Origin of the sequence: Neptunomonas sp. XY-337, assembly GCF_004959845.1 — a bacterium.
Lineage (GTDB): Bacteria > Pseudomonadota > Gammaproteobacteria > Pseudomonadales > Balneatricaceae > Neptunomonas > Neptunomonas marina.
Genome location: NZ_SPLL01000002.1, coordinates 129,983 through 144,742, shown reverse-complemented (window position 1 = coordinate 144,742; position 14,760 = coordinate 129,983). Strand labels below are relative to the sequence as shown.

Genomic DNA, 14,760 nt, shown 5'->3' with positions numbered 1-14,760 from the left:
GCTATCCGCACTGCCCCTATATATCGGGGCGGTGCGCATCCTCTTTTTCAAACCATACCTGATTACGCCCACTCGCTTTCGCTTGGTACAAACCTTTATCAGCCCGCTTAAGTGCTGACGTCACAGGTTCCGAAGGGCGCAACCGGCACAGCCCTGCACTAAAGGTAAAGCGCAGTTCCTCCGTATCGATCATCACGGACAGCCCTTCAATCATCGTCCGCAAACGCTCAGCTGCGCTGTAAGCACGGTCTAGATCAAGCCCACCAAAAATGATCGCAAACTCCTCTCCGCCCATCCGGCCAAAGAGGTCATCTTCACGCAGCTCACGCTGGATAGAGGTGGTAAATTGGCGTAACACCTCATCGCCTGCAGCATGGCCGTAGTTATCATTGAGCGCTTTAAAATGATCGAGGTCGATCATCAAAATACAGGAGATACGAAACGGGTGTGCCGTCTGCTGTTTAGCTGCCAGTGCCAGCCAAGCACGCCGATTCAAAATACCCGTGAGCGCATCAGTGTTCGCCTCTTGATAAAGCTGCTTTTCGAGGGCTTTGTATTCGCTAAAGTCACTGATGGTTGAAAAAATAACGCGCTCATCCTGCAGATCAACGTAGGTGGCGGATACCAGCGCCCAGAAACGCTGTTGTTGCCGGGTTCGCAAACGGCATTCAAAGTTGCTCACCGAACCATGCTGCTCTAACTGCGCTAAAAAGCGCTGGCGATCTTCAGGACTATCGTAAAACTGCACCATAGATTGGCCCGCCAACTGATCTGGAGGTACTTCAAGCCGCTCGTTGAGGAGAGCATTGCTACTGATACACTCGCCACTAAGGGTTGTGAGTGCGTAGGGCATCGGCAAAGCATCAAGAATGGCCAGCAGGTAATGGCTCTTGCGCTCTAGCTCTTGCGTGCGCTGGGCAACCGTATGTTCTAACTGATCATTCTGCTGCTGCAACTGCTCATAAAGGCGAATGTTTTCAAAACTGATTGCATACTGAGCAGCAAATAGCTCCAACACTTCAAGGCGCCGACTGGAGAACAGGTTAGGCGTTTCACGATGCTCCAGCACCATTACCGATATTGACGGCTCTTTATTTGCCAAAGGTAGGCAACAAAGTGAGCGCAGCTGCACATGTGTGATATAGGCATCATCAACGATATGGTGCTCGTGCTGCGCATCCTTTAGGGTGATGGTTTGCCCTTTATGGCGCGCGAGGTTTAGATAGCCTTGCGGCACGAACTTAGCGCTCTGCAACGGTTGCTCCGAGCCATCTGGCAGGCGTTGCGCCACACAGACCCACTGACCCTCTAAGTAGGTATAGATAGCGCAATACTGAGCACCACTGACACTCGCAGACCAATGCAACAAGCGGCGATTCAACTCGGCGAAGCTAATGGTTTGCGCAATGTCTTGGCATGCTGTTGCAGTGTAACGCCAGCCATCTTGAGGGCGACTTTGCAGGCCACTATCATTTTGTAATGGCAACGAGGCGCGCTGCAGCTGCTCGCAGTCTTGCGCTTTGCCCACCGCACCCCAAGCACGGTAAACATCGGCGGCTTGCTCTAAATAGACGCACCCAAGCTTAACCTGCCCTCGGCGTAACCGCTGCTTGCCTGCACGCTCCTGCGTAATACCTTGCCAGAGCGCACTCTGGCTGGTTTCAGCCGCATTCATGGCCTTTTCGAGATAACAAACCGCGTTATTATCGTCTCCGTTTAAACTGGCGTACTCTGCTTGGATGAGCCAGTACCCGGGTGCAAAGGTATCAGGATTAAGATGAAACCACGTATCAACTCGAGGTAAGTTATCCACAAACCATTGCTGCTTATGCGGCGTTAATGACACGTCATGGTCTAGTTGAATAGCCAGCAGCGTCAGCAGGTTGAACTGGACGTAAACCGCCTCATGAAAGATCCCTTCATCCAGTTCAGTCGGGTCTTGGTTTTCTGGCAAGCTGATCGCGAGCGCATCGCGATAGCTACCAAAAAGATAACCTTGAAGCAGCCGCCCTAGCTGACGATCATATTTACCGCACATGTACCCCGTTGTTTGGTACTGTGCTAACGCGTCGTGCTCAAAACCATCGCGATGCTCAAGGCTGTGCAAGTTATCAAGCTCGCCACTGAGAATACGCAGCAGATTTGTCTGCAGTTGGGTAAGGTAAACCTGATCGGGCTGATCGATCTTCGCGCACGTTTTATTGATACTTTGCGTGCGCATAAGCAATGTCGAAAGCTGCGGCGCACTAAATAGATCGGCATAAAATCCAAAGATATATGCGTGCACACCCCAATAGTAATCACCGTGTTCAAAACACTGTTGAAACGCCGCTTCCCTTACTTGAGCCCCGTACGCCAGCGGGGCTTGCCAAGGTAGAATAAAATTACTGAGCATCATCCTTAGACGCCCTTCCAGCATCGGACTTACGGCGTACCGCGACTGCACTTGCTGCGAGAAATGTGCCGCACTGAAAGCAGTCTCGTAGTCCTTTAACACCTTGGTACTCATCAGGCCATACATCATAAAAACATAAGCGCTGTAGTGGCTGTTTCCATGCCGAACAGTGAGATGCAACAGTTCTAAAATAGTGAGCGGGAATAACAAAGAGCCTGAGTTATAGCAACATGGCTGCATCGCCATCAGTATATCCATGATGTGCAATATACGGGGATCGTCAATATCAGGCTGCTCGACTAATACCTCGAATGGGTGTTCAGCCAGTTCTATTTGCGCTCGCTCGATGCGAGCCGCAATATTCTCCATCGTGCCATCGCACAGAGGATGCTCCAAAGCATGGAGAGCGGCCACAGCCTGTTCAATCGCTTGTTGCAGTAAACCATAACGGGTGTACTGTGTGATCAAAATAACATTAAACGTAACAACGTGATTCTCTGTCACACAACTTCGCAGCACACTTTCTTTGAGTGCTTCCGCACGTTCATATGCACCACTGAGGTAAAGACACTCAAGACGATCAAGAGCTGCCTCACAATACTGCTGCGCAGCGAAATTATCGCCAACCAACGAGAATAGCTGATCAAGATACGCCGCAGCAGGGTTATAGGCTGTCGCCTTTTTAGCTCGCTTCGCGGCCAACCTGTTAGTAGCGATGAGCTGCTGCCGCTCGGCCGGTGTGAGCAATGCTTGTGCATTATTCCAATGCCGCGCGAGTTCGAAGCAGTCGTCCTCAGGCACATACTCAACGTCCGCGGCTAGCAACTGGCCGATACAATAATGCAGCGCCTGCCGCTCATCTGGGGCAATCAAAGAGTAAGCGGCTTGCTGAACTCGATCGTGCAAAAAGCGATAACGTTGGCCACTTTCATCAACCATAACGAGCAAACCCGCACGGACAGAGGGCGCTAGCAAGGCTTGCACGCTTAACCCTGCGCCCTCCCCTGCGAGAGCACCGATAATACGTATAGGGAAGCTAGCTCCAATACAGGCCCCATAGCTCATCACTCTCGCAGTCCCAGCGGGTAGGCGATCAATCTTACGCACCATTAAATCGACAACATTATCCGTGATACTTTGTGCTTCGATGGCCGCTGAGTCCCATGCCCAAGCGCATTGTTCAGCATCAAAGTAGAGCAGGCTATTGTGATACAACTCTTGAATAAACTGCCTTAGAAAAAACGGATTTCCGCCCGTTTTTTTGAGCAATAATCGACCTAGCGGCACAACCTGCTCAACGGTTTGACTCAACGTATCACTCAGCAAAGCATTGATATGCTCAACGCCTAACGGCTGCAGCTCGATTCGGCGGACAGGTTTCGCTTGGTCCTCAACTTCAGCCAACATGCTAATAAAGGGATGCCGGTGGTCTACTTCGTTGTCTCGATACGCGCCCAGCAGCAAGCAGTATTGACCTGCTTCATCGCTCAACAACAAGCGCAACAGGTTGATGCTGGCTGCATCAGCCCATTGGAGGTCATCAATGAAGATGGCAACCGGCTTATGCTCGGTACAGATCGCTCTGATAAAGCTCAAAAACACCTGATTAAATCGATTTTGCTGCTCATCACCTCCAAGCTCTGGTACATCTGGGAGGTCATCGAGCAGCAACCCGAGCTCAGGAATGAGGTCAACAATGATCTGGCCATTAGGATGCAGTGCTGTTGATAAACGTTCCCGCCATTGGCTGATTTTCGCTGGCGGCAAACTCAGCAAACTACGCACAAACTGCGTTAGCGCTTGTGAAATCGCGCTGTACGGCGTGTTTTGATATTGATCGAATTTGCCCGTTACAAATAGACCATTCGATTTGAGTACCGGCTTTTGAATCTCATACACCAGCGCCGACTTACCCACACCGGAATAACCAGCCACCAACAACGCCTGCGATTTACCCTTCGCGGCTTCATTAAACGCAGCCATCAACGTATCAAGCTCTTGCGCTCGACCATACAGTTTGCGCGGCAGGTGCAACCGGTTCGCTAGTGCTTGCCCTGCTAATGCAGTGGGCTCGCTCGTCTGATCTAAACGTTTAAGGTCATGCATCAGTCCAGCACAGCTTTGATAACGCTGCACCGGCTCTTTTGCCATCAGCTTTCGGGCAATATCGGTTAACCCCGCCAAACCGCCCTCTTGCGGCGTCTTAGGTTGCGGCCAAGCTAAATCACGGGCCAAATGCGCGTAGCTAATTTCCTGATCAGTTGTCAGGTGTTCATAGGGCTTCTCGGCGCTGAGCAGCCAAAAGAGAACCCCGCCTAGGCTGTACAGATCGGTGCGCTGATCCAAACCGTGATCGTATTGGTAGCCCTGCTCGGGCGCCAGAAAGTGAGGATCGCAAAAGCGCGGGCGAAAGCCACTTAATCCAAGGGATGTGCGCGGATAGTGGCGGGCGTAAGTTACATCAACCAACTCAGCCAGATCATAATTGGCCGAGACTAAAAACGCGCTGGGCCGTAAGCTCAAGTGCAGGACATTCTGCTCATGTACCTGACTCACCGCTGCCACTAAGGCCTTAAAGAGTTTGATCTTCTCTGAGATAGACAACGCTTCAGGCTGCAACTGGGCTAACCAGAGCGAGCACTTACCAACGACGGACAGCTTCCCTTCACTAGCGTCGCTGTCGTTTAACGTGACGGCACCTCGTCCGCCTAAATAATGCAAAATATCCTGTTCGTTTGCCAACGCCGTTTGTCGCTCGAAACCGCCCATATGAGGGCAAAAAGAGCGTTCAAAAATATAACGCCCCTCGGCTTGTGCAACCTTTTGTAAACGTAGCGAAATGTAATCCTGCATCAATACGGGCTGTGCATGCATGAAACCTACCCAAAGCGTTGTTGAAACTGTTAACCCCAATCCTTGGTTGTTTTAATTTAGCACACTCCTACTGCCTGCAAGTCTATACGGGCAGGCCTGTGTATCTATTTGACAGGCATCATAAGAGCACTAGTCTTGTTTGAAGTGAGCTTCACTCCTCCAGCAGTTCGTTCAGTGGAAAGCCACGAAAGGGTTTACCCTGCTCCAATACAACGTGGCTACTCATATTGACCTTTCCTGGAATGAGATCGAATAAACGATCAACAATTTGGTTGTAACGCACCATATCGGGCGCGACGATACGCAAAAAGAAGTCAAACACCCCGCTAACCGTGTCGCACTCCACCACCTCGGGAATCTCCTTAAGTGCAGCTTCAAACATGCGGAACGATTCACTGCTCGGATCTTTCAAACTAACCGTTGCAATCACCGTGACACTGCGGCAGAGCTTAGGGAGATCAAGTACCGCTAAATAGGGCCCAATCACACCGGCGCTTTCTAACTTTTTGACACGGTTCAAGCATGAACTAGGTGATAGATCGACACGTGTCGCCAACGCCTGATTGGTTATCCGCGCTTCTCTCTGAAGCACCGAAAGAATCTTTCGATCAATCCGATCTAGTTGCATACCACACCTCCCACTCTCGTAAGAATTCCGCTTTAAAACCCGTATTGATTGACTTAGCCATCCAGATCAAATTTAAAACAATACCGAATTTTATTTTGCGAACTGCCAATATGATACCGATTTATGCAGTTTTTAGAGACTTTTTGATCACTCATTCGGAGCCGACAGCGATAAAATTTGCCCATAAACCTACAATAAAAGAGCTTGCGCTATGCTGATTATTCGCCCATGTAATGAGAACGATCTTGATGACCTAATGCACCTATCCCACACCGTTGGCAAAGGCATGACCTCTATGCCCGCCGACGAGAAAGCGTGGCATGAGAAGATCGCAGCATCAGCCAAGGCATTTGATTACCGCCAAGCGCCAGCCCCTGTAAGCACCTATTTCATGGTGCTCGAAGATACCGACTCGGGCCATGTGATCGGCACGACCGCCATCTACACCGGCGTCGGACTCACACAGCCATTCTACTCGTACAAAGTCTCCACCTTGGTGAGTAGTAGCTTAGACCTTTCAACCCTGCGCTCAACACGCGTCTTGAGTATGGTAAATGACTATACCGGTGCCACCGAGATCGGCTCGCTCTACCTATTACCAGAGTTTCGCCGCCCAGGCGTAGGCCAATTTTTATCGCGCTCACGTTTTCTAACCTTCGCAGACTTCCCAGAGCGCTTTGGTCAACAAGTAATCGCCGAACTGAGAGGCTGGCAAGACGAGGAAGGGCATTCGCCACTCTGGGAACACTTAGGCAAGAAATTTTTCGGCATTGAGTTCCAAGAAGCCGTGACCATTGCGGCACTGCGTGGCTCTCAATTCATATCCGATATGATGCCGAAGTACCCGATCTACATTGATCTTCTGCCAGAAGATGCGCAAGCGGTGATCGGTAAACCCCATGACTCCTCAGCACCCGCACTACATATGCTGAAAAAGGAGGGGTTCCAGTTTAACGGCTATGTTGACCTATTTGATGGGGGCCCATCTGTCCAAGCTGAAACCAGCGCAATTCGCAGTGTTGCAGATAGTCAGCAAGCGGCTTTTCGAATCGTCGCGAGCGTACCATCAGATGCTCAACAGTTTATTGTTAGCAACCAAGATTTAGCCAACTACCGCTGCGGCTTAGTCGCAGGCTATATCGATGAGCACGGCACTCTGTGCTTAAGCGCCGACAGTGCTCAGCACTTAGCACTACACCAGCACACACCGGTACGTTTCATCACGATGAACGGCAGCACCGCAGCAGTTAAACACGCCGCGTAAATCTCTGACGACTAAAAAAGCCGCACCCATTGCTTGGGTTCGGCTTTTTTATTTTGCGGCATACCACTTATTGTGCCGCGATAACACTCAATTCAACGAGCACATTAGGGCGTGCCATGTGCGCTTCGACACAGGCGCGGGCTGGCTTAGGTTTGTCGGCAACCCACGCATCCCATACGGCATTCATCGCTGCAAAGTCTTTCATATCACGTAGATAGATCGTGACAGATAGCAGGTTATCCGTGTTAGAGCCTGCCTCTTCCAGCAACGCTTCAACCTGCGCTAAGCAACGGCGCGTTTGCTCAGCGGTGTCCCACTCATCAGCGCTGGCAGTCTGTCCACATAGGTAGATAGTGTTGTTGTGCTTCACGATTTTACTCATTCGGTCATTAGAACCCATGCGCTCAATAGTCATGCTTTTTGTCTCTTTGATATTAGTTAATGCAAGGAAAGGCCTCTGAACCGCCTTAGCTGCGGCTCAGAGGGCGAATAGATTGAAAGGCTACAGCACTTTGCGCTCGTAACGATTGACGCGCAAAGGCTCCAGATCAAAGCGCGTCTCGCCGGTGGTCACTAAGTCTGCCAGCACCTCTCCCACAACAGGGCCAAGCTGGAAGCCGTGCGCCGAGAACGCAAACGCGTGATACGCTTTCTCTGCTCGCGCGCTCTTACCCAGTACTGGGAGGTTGTCTGGCATGTAACCCTCAAGGCCTGACCACATCCGATTGACTGAAGCGGTACTCATGATGGGGAAGAAATCGATCGCGTTTTTCGCACCATTGGCGATCAGCTTATAGTCCAAACGCGTTCGGTTAGCAGTCCGGTCTGCAAAGCCTTTCGCACCTCCGCCAATTAACACCGTACCGTTCTCAAATTGTTTGAAAGATAGCGGTCGGCTCACCGCGCCAACAACAGGCGTGGCGAAATGGGGCATACGGGTGGTGATCATCAGCATGGGAGCACTGTATGACATGGGCACGTTGTCGCCCATCATGACAGACACAAGATCGCCCCATGCACCGGCACAGTTGATCAAGTGCTCCGCCTGAAAACGCTCGGTCGCTGTGGTCACTAACCAGCTATCACCAACACGGCGGATCTGCTCGACCTGCTGACCCTCATAGAATTGCGCACCCAGGCGCTTAGCTGCATGGCAGAAAGCTTGGGTGGCATGAAAAGGGATCGCATAGCCATCAGACTCTGAGACTACCCCACCAACACAGTGTGGTGCGACAAACGGCAACCGCTCCCGCAGCTCCTGCTGATCGAGCCGAACTTCATGAAAATAGCCAAGCTGATGCATCTGCGCTTCACGCTGCGCCAGCGTCTCAAGGTCCTTCTCATCAGCGGCAATGTTGATGAGCGAGCGCGCCCGAAAACCGGTATCAGCATCCAGCTCATCATCAAGTTGATGCCAACGGCGCATCGATTCCAGACTGAGTTCAACCTCAGCAACATGGCGGCCCAATAACCGCACCCCGCCGGCGTTCACACCCGAGGCATGTCGCGATACGGTGTCTTTTTCAACAACCGCAACACAAACGCCCCGCTGCGCCAGATGATAAGCCGCGGAGGCCCCCTGAATACCACCACCGATAATCAGTACATCACTCGTCTTGACTTGACTCACGACTGCACCTCCGGCTTGGCATTAGCATGGCTTGGCGCGAGCTCACTAAAAGCGCCAAGCTCCTCCAAGGTCAATAAGCGCATGGGCGAGCGTAACCGGTAGTAACCAATTTCACTCACCGGTTGTTCGTTCCACTGGCCTAATAGCTCGCTGACGGTATGGCCACACATCCGCCCTTGGCATGGCCCCATGCCACAGCGCGTCTGACTCTTGAGCTGATCGGGGAGTTTACCGCCCAGTGCAAAGCCCGCTTTTAAATCAGCTACGCTGCGCTCTTCACAACGGCAAACCACCGTTGCATCCTGCTGCGGAATACGATGGGCATCCATCGGGCGATAAAGTGCATCGATAAATGTACGGAAGCGCTGCATAGAATCAAGCTGCGCAAAGCCTGTACGTGCTTGTTCATTACGTTGGTTTTTATCGATAAAGCCTAGCGATTCGAGCTGCATTAATGCAGCGATACGGCCCATAATATGTGCACCATCGGCACCCACGATACCGCTTGCATCACCCACGACCGCCACATGCGCAAGGCTACTGCGCCCCCACACATTAAGGTTCGGTTTCCAACACAACTGCTGCTCACACCAATGGTGTTCGAGGCCCAATGCACGGGTGATATTTAAGTTCGGAATCACGCCTTGATGCAAAAATACCCGGCTTGCTTCGATCTCATGGCGCTGTCCACCTGCGCTAAATCGAATACCCGTCGCTTGTTCGCCGCCCAGTACCTCAAGTGCTTCAGCGCAACGATAAAACGGTACACCCGCTCGGCGAATCTCACGCAGCAAACCAAGCCCTTTAAGCAGCATTTTAGGCATACGCGCTGCACCTAAGCCGACCTTTGCCGCGTTCAGGTAGTTCTCTTTTAGGGTAGTATCGACCACCGCCTTAACGGACACACCTAAGCGAATATATTGCGCCACAATGAGATAAAGCAGCGGCCCGGTGCCCACAAACACGGCATCATCGATGACAAGACCATCCGATTTGAGCATCACCTGCGCACTACCTGCCGACATAACACCGGGCAAGTGCCATCCAGGAATTGGGAAGGGCCGCTCCATCGCACCATTGGCAATAATAAGCTGCGTGGCCGTCAAGCGGCGCGTTTTACCCTGCTCCGAGAGCAATACTTCGCCGTTATCGCCCACATGCCAAACATTGACACCACGCAGGTGTTCAGCACCCGACTGTGCAAACGCCTTAGTCAGTGCTTGGCCTTTGATATAGTCTTTACCCAGAGTATCGGGTGTTTCCAGTGGGCTGTGATCCACGCCACGATAGATCTGGCCACCCGCATGGGGCTTATCATCCAGAACCACCACCGAGGCACCTGCTGCACATGCGGTTACCGCTGCGGACATACCGGCAGGGCCAGCACCTATGATGGCGATATCATAACTGTCTTGTTTCAGAGGCTCGGTACTCATCAAGATGCCTCCTCGGGTAGTGCAGCGGTTTGCTCTGTAATTGTTTGGTGCGAAACCACCATGCCCTCTTCCACAGGCGTCAAACACGCCTGTCGGTTTGGCATACCATTGACCTCGACCAAACACTCAAAGCAGACGCCCATCGCGCAGTAGGCGGAGCGCGGTTGTTCAGTAACTGGCGACTTCCGCGTTTCGGTTTGTCCCGCTAGTGTCATAGCGGTCCAAACAGAACACCCTGCAGGTACAGTGTGAGGGGCGCCATTAATTGTGAGCGTCACCATCGGTTCAACGGGACGCGAAAGAAGACGAAACATAACAAGCCCAGTGATAAATTGAAGAAAAAAACCCAACCAGCCGCCCTAAAACACAGACGCAGATAATTGCATTGGAGAGATCTGTGGAACTGGCTGGGCCAAACTTACCGAGTGCCCAAAGGGCTAACACAACACTCCACTGAATGTGGAACAAAGGCTCCGGCATAAGCCCTGAACCTTTGTAGAAGCGCGATCAACAACGATTACTTGTTGATCTCATCAAGGATCTTCTGGCCCCAATCTGCACCAACATCCTTAAGGATCTGCGGCCACACTTCAGCGCGCACTTTTGCAGCAGTTGCCGCCAATTGCTCATCGCTTAGCTCAACAATCGTAGCGCCGTATTCCGCGAGTTTTTGCTCGTTTGCTGTTTGGTCTGATTCAGCCTTCGCCCAACGACGCACTTCAAAGTCAGCTGCTGCCTTGCGCAGAGCCGCTTGGTCTTCAGCGTCCAGATCCGCCATCGAGCCGTTATTGATGATCATGTACCACACTTCAAAGTGTGTATTGACCGGTATATAGGTTTTAGTCACATCACGGAAAGACGCGTAGTAGCCCTCAGCACCTGAGCCGATAACGCCATCAACAACACCTGTTTGTACCGCAGTGAACGCTTCAGAGAACGGGATCGGCGAGCTGATATAACCCAGTGCATCAGCCGTTAACTGGAAGCTTTTGATACCCGGCACACGTACTTTGATGCCCTTATCAACATTTGGGTCACCCGGTGAAACAGCGTCTGTGTTCAGCGCAACGCCACCAAAGTAAACCGGGTATGCTGCGAGCATTTCGATATCTTGCTTAGCATACAGAGACTTCATCGCCTTATTGATCGCACCACCTGGGCCGTAGATCGCTTTAGCTTGCGCCCAGTTCTCAGCGATATATGGGAAAGAGGAGATCTGCATACGGCGCGAAGCCGCAGTTGCCGCAGGCTGCACGGCCATATCAATAGCGCCTACTGAGATCCGCTCCTGCACGGTGGTGTAATCACCCAAAGCGCTGGCAGCGAAGATCTTCAGCGCCACATCACCACCTGTTGCCTGATCGATCTCAGTCGCAAGCTCTTTCAGCTCGTTGTCGATCGTTGCGCCTTGCGGGCGAATGTGGCTGATCTTCAGCTCCGTTGCATCTGCTACCGTGGTCAGTGTCATGGCAGCGGTTAGCAGCGCTGGGGTTAGGAATGGTTTTTTCATTACAACATCCTCTCTTTTTAGATTTTTTATCTGCAGGTTTTGCATATTTTTTTAGTAGCCGAAGAAGGTCGGCAGGAACATCGATAGATCCGTCCAGAATGAAGTCAGAATCACCACAGGGAGATAACCCGTTACGATCAACAACATTGCAGGTTTAATTACCTTGGTGACCGGCACTTTACCGATACGCGCACCCAGGTAGAGAATTGACGCATATGGCGGTGTAACACCACCCATCGCCGTGTTTACGCCCATGATGGCAGCGAACTGAATCGGGCTGATGCCCAGCGCTTCCATCAGCGGTAGCAACAAAGGTGCAATCAAGATGATCGCGGTGACATCGTTCACAACCATGCCCACCAAGAACAGCAGCACGTTGATCAGGATAAGTAAGACTACTTTGTCGTCTGTGATCGAGAAGATCGCCTCCACCAGCGCTTGTGGTACCGACTCCACCACAAATATCTGCGATAGAATCATACTGAACAGAATCATCAGCATGATGGCACCCACCGCCGTTGATGCTTCTTTACCCGCAAACAGGAAGGTCTTCAGATCAAGGCCTTTGTAGATCAGGAAGCCCACAGGAATCGCGTAGATAACTGCCACCGCCGCCGCTTCTGTTGGCGTCATGATGCCGCCGTAGATACCTCCCAAAATAATGACGGGCATCAGCAGAGCTGGCGTCGCTTTAAAGCCGCGGTTCGCTACCTCAGCAACAAACTCCTCACCCTTAGGACGCTCTTCCAGCTTCAGCGGGAACTTACGTGCTAGCCACACGTTAACCACCGAGAAGTTGGTCATAATCAGTAGACCTGGGCCTAACGTTGCTAAGAAACACGCCAGAATTGAGGTATCGGTAACCCAGCCATAGACGATCATCGTGACGCTTGGCGGAATCAACAGCCCTAGTAGGGATGAGTTAGCGATCAAAGCCGTGGCGTATTCACGCGGATAGCCTTGCTTCTCCATCTCGGGAATGAGCAACGGTCCGATGGCCGCAACACCGGTCAGGCCTGAGCCAGAGATGGCGCCGATCAAAGCACAGCTAATGGTTGCGACCACACCCAAACCACCACGCAGATGGCCGACAAAAATATTGACGAAATTGAGCAAACTGGCGGCGATGCCACTGGCACTCATAATGGTCCCGGCCAATACAAACAGCGGAATCGCCAGTAGTACAGGGTTCCCTAGCTGCTGAAAGCCCCACAACATATTGCCTTTCATGACCACGTCACCGAGGTAATACATCACCATCAAACCGCCGCCAAAGCAGTACGGAAGTGGCAAACCCAAGGTCAATAAAATGACCAATACAGCCACTGCAATCAGTGCAACTTCAACCATCTTATTGCTCCTCGTCAGTCGCTAGGTCACGGATATGGCTGACCAGATGCATAGCGGTGTAGATCATCATCAGCACCATGCCGGTTATCAGCGCAACGTCCACATAGAATGTTGGCAGGTACAGGGTTGGACTCTCTTTCCAAACCCGTAGGGAGTATTTCGTAAAGTCCCACGCCCAGTAGGTTAGCCAGCCACCAATAATCAGGCTGAGCACCTCGCCAACAATGGCAAGGCCAACAACTTGGCGTTTCGTTTTCAGGAAGATTTCCAGCACATTGGCACGGATGTGGGTGTTCTCTCTTGAGGCATTAACCGCGCCTAACATGTAGAGCCACATCGTGGGATAGAGCAACGTCTCTTCTAGACCCATCACGGGAATCTCAAGGACATAGCGCGTTATCACCTGGACAAACTGTCCACCCGCAACCAGACAGATCAGCCCGGTGAGCAGATAGCTCGCAAACTTGTTCATTCGGGTTTCCTTTCAGACTGCTTTATTGAGCCAACACGGGGATGACTCGTTTGTTATTAGCCAGTGCTTCATCCGAACCTAATCGTTACAGCGGAGCATCCTTTCTTCTCGTACACCGGTGGTTGAATATTTGCGTTAGCGGGGTATAAAATCAATTTGAAAATATCGATACCTCCATAATAAAAATCTATGCATAGCTTTTAATCCCTTATTTAACAAAGCATTAAAAGCCCATAGAAAAACAAAGTGAAAACCTATGAACATCACAATTCGTCAGCTCCAGTGCTTCCGCGAGGTGATGCGGACCGGCTCCATCTCAGAAGCCGCCCGCACCTTGCAACGCACCCAACCGGCCATCAGTAATATGATCTCCACCTTAGAAGAGGAGCTAGGAGTCACTCTGTTTGAGCGCCAGCGCAGCCGTTTAATCCGAAAGCCCGAGGCGGATTACTTCCTTGAAGAGGCAGAGCAGGTACTCGAGCGGCTCAATAAAACCGCCCGCACAATGAAAGAGATTGCAGGATTGGAGCTTGGGCGCTTAAAAATCGCCTGTATGCCTGCAGCAGCGGGTTACCTTATGCCGCGTTTGGTGGCTGAATATGTGAAAGACAAGCCCAAAGTGAACGTGTCGATGATGATGCGCGACTCCTCCGTGATTGAGGAGTGGATAACCTCGCAGCAGTATGACTTGGGCCTTGCCGAAACACCGCCGCCCAACCGTGCACTTGATGCGGAGAACTTTGAGCTGCAATGTGTCTGCGCACTTCCCAAAAACGACCCGTTAGCGAAAAAAACTGTTATCACTCCTGCCGACCTCAACGGTAAACCTCTGGCCACGCTTCAAGAGGGGCACCAGAACTACCTCTCTTGCCAACGCGCTTTTCGCAGCCACAGCGCCAAAATGAACCAACGTTTCGAGCTGCTTACCTTTCAACCAGCGCTGAAACTCGTGGAGGAGGGTTTGTGCTACAGCATCTGCGATCCCATGACAGCCGACGGCTATTTGCAGCGCTTTGACGACCGCGCCCAGTTAGTGTTCAAACCGTTTGCCCCGCAAATTACGCTATCGGTTGCGGTGCTCACGCCAGCACACCGGCCCAGTTCAATGCTTGCCAGCCACTTTAAAGCGCATCTATTGGATGAACTCACCCGCATGAACGAGCGGTTCACGTAAGTGCCGCTCATCACATGACACTTCATA

At 51.8% G+C, this 14,760-nt stretch carries 11 protein-coding genes; 2 read left to right on the top strand and 9 right to left on the bottom strand.

Going from position 1 to position 14,760, the window contains the following annotated elements; genetic code table 11:
• Positions 1 to 16 precede the first annotated feature (16 nt).
• A complete protein-coding gene (locus tag E4L36_RS04290; protein ID WP_136679379.1) occupies positions 17 to 5,269 on the bottom strand; it encodes a diguanylate cyclase in 5,253 nt (1,750 codons plus the stop codon).
• Positions 5,270 to 5,420: 151 nt separating this feature from the next.
• On the bottom strand, positions 5,421 to 5,897 hold the full coding sequence (locus E4L36_RS04285) for an Lrp/AsnC family transcriptional regulator (protein ID WP_136679378.1): 477 nt from the start codon (positions 5,895 to 5,897) through the stop codon (positions 5,421 to 5,423).
• A gap of 211 nt (positions 5,898 to 6,108) precedes the next feature.
• Between E4L36_RS04285 and E4L36_RS04280 the strand changes: the two genes are divergently transcribed.
• A complete protein-coding gene (locus E4L36_RS04280; RefSeq protein WP_136679377.1) occupies positions 6,109 to 7,161 on the top strand; it encodes an arginine N-succinyltransferase in 1,053 nt (350 codons plus the stop codon).
• A 67-nt stretch (positions 7,162 to 7,228) separates the two neighbouring features.
• On the opposite strand, the gene E4L36_RS04275 is transcribed toward E4L36_RS04280, so the two are convergent.
• The 7 genes from E4L36_RS04275 to E4L36_RS04245 form a co-directional block, all read right to left on the bottom strand.
• Positions 7,229 to 7,576 carry a RidA family protein gene (locus tag E4L36_RS04275; RefSeq protein ID WP_127694242.1) on the bottom strand — a complete coding sequence of 116 codons (348 nt, stop codon included), beginning with the start codon at positions 7,574 to 7,576 and terminating at the stop codon, positions 7,229 to 7,231.
• An 87-nt stretch (positions 7,577 to 7,663) separates the two neighbouring features.
• Positions 7,664 to 8,791, bottom strand: coding sequence for an FAD-binding oxidoreductase (locus tag E4L36_RS04270; RefSeq protein ID WP_136679376.1), 1,128 nt, complete (start codon positions 8,789 to 8,791; stop codon positions 7,664 to 7,666).
• Positions 8,788 to 10,227 carry an NAD(P)/FAD-dependent oxidoreductase gene (locus E4L36_RS04265; RefSeq protein ID WP_136679375.1) on the bottom strand — a complete coding sequence of 480 codons (1,440 nt, stop codon included), beginning with the start codon at positions 10,225 to 10,227 and terminating at the stop codon, positions 8,788 to 8,790. Before E4L36_RS04265 ends, E4L36_RS04270 begins: the two co-directional genes overlap by 4 nt.
• Positions 10,227 to 10,541 carry a (2Fe-2S)-binding protein gene (locus E4L36_RS04260; RefSeq protein ID WP_127694245.1) on the bottom strand — a complete coding sequence of 105 codons (315 nt, stop codon included), beginning with the start codon at positions 10,539 to 10,541 and terminating at the stop codon, positions 10,227 to 10,229. Before E4L36_RS04260 ends, E4L36_RS04265 begins: the two co-directional genes overlap by 1 nt.
• Positions 10,542 to 10,744: 203 nt before the next feature.
• Positions 10,745 to 11,737 (bottom strand): TRAP transporter substrate-binding protein DctP, encoded by a 993-nt coding sequence (gene dctP, locus E4L36_RS04255; protein ID WP_136679374.1) that lies wholly within the window; start codon positions 11,735 to 11,737, stop codon positions 10,745 to 10,747.
• A 51-nt stretch (positions 11,738 to 11,788) separates the two neighbouring features.
• On the bottom strand, positions 11,789 to 13,087 hold the full coding sequence (locus E4L36_RS04250) for a TRAP transporter large permease (RefSeq protein WP_136679373.1): 1,299 nt from the start codon (positions 13,085 to 13,087) through the stop codon (positions 11,789 to 11,791).
• Between the two features lies 1 nt (position 13,088).
• Positions 13,089 to 13,559: a TRAP transporter small permease subunit gene (locus E4L36_RS04245; protein WP_136679372.1), complete on the bottom strand. Its 471-nt coding sequence runs from the start codon at positions 13,557 to 13,559 to the stop codon at positions 13,089 to 13,091.
• A gap of 256 nt (positions 13,560 to 13,815) precedes the next feature.
• On the opposite strand from E4L36_RS04245, the gene E4L36_RS04240 reads away from it, so the two are divergent.
• On the top strand, positions 13,816 to 14,733 hold the full coding sequence (locus tag E4L36_RS04240) for a LysR substrate-binding domain-containing protein (RefSeq protein WP_136679371.1): 918 nt from the start codon (positions 13,816 to 13,818) through the stop codon (positions 14,731 to 14,733).
• Positions 14,734 to 14,760 lie beyond the last annotated feature (27 nt).

Coding starts and splice junctions, on each gene's coding strand:
- E4L36_RS04265 (WP_136679375.1), bottom strand. CDS start 10,227: ATGAGTACCGAGCCTCTGAAACAAGACAGTTATGATATCGCCATCATA.
- E4L36_RS04290 (WP_136679379.1), bottom strand. CDS start 5,269: ATGCATGCACAGCCCGTATTGATGCAGGATTACATTTCGCTACGTTTA.
- E4L36_RS04245 (WP_136679372.1), bottom strand. CDS start 13,559: ATGAACAAGTTTGCGAGCTATCTGCTCACCGGGCTGATCTGTCTGGTT.
- E4L36_RS04260 (WP_127694245.1), bottom strand. CDS start 10,541: ATGTTTCGTCTTCTTTCGCGTCCCGTTGAACCGATGGTGACGCTCACA.
- E4L36_RS04240 (WP_136679371.1), top strand. CDS start 13,816: ATGAACATCACAATTCGTCAGCTCCAGTGCTTCCGCGAGGTGATGCGG.
- dctP (WP_136679374.1), bottom strand. CDS start 11,737: ATGAAAAAACCATTCCTAACCCCAGCGCTGCTAACCGCTGCCATGACA.
- E4L36_RS04285 (WP_136679378.1), bottom strand. CDS start 5,897: ATGCAACTAGATCGGATTGATCGAAAGATTCTTTCGGTGCTTCAGAGA.
- E4L36_RS04250 (WP_136679373.1), bottom strand. CDS start 13,087: ATGGTTGAAGTTGCACTGATTGCAGTGGCTGTATTGGTCATTTTATTG.
- E4L36_RS04280 (WP_136679377.1), top strand. CDS start 6,109: ATGCTGATTATTCGCCCATGTAATGAGAACGATCTTGATGACCTAATG.
- E4L36_RS04275 (WP_127694242.1), bottom strand. CDS start 7,576: ATGACTATTGAGCGCATGGGTTCTAATGACCGAATGAGTAAAATCGTG.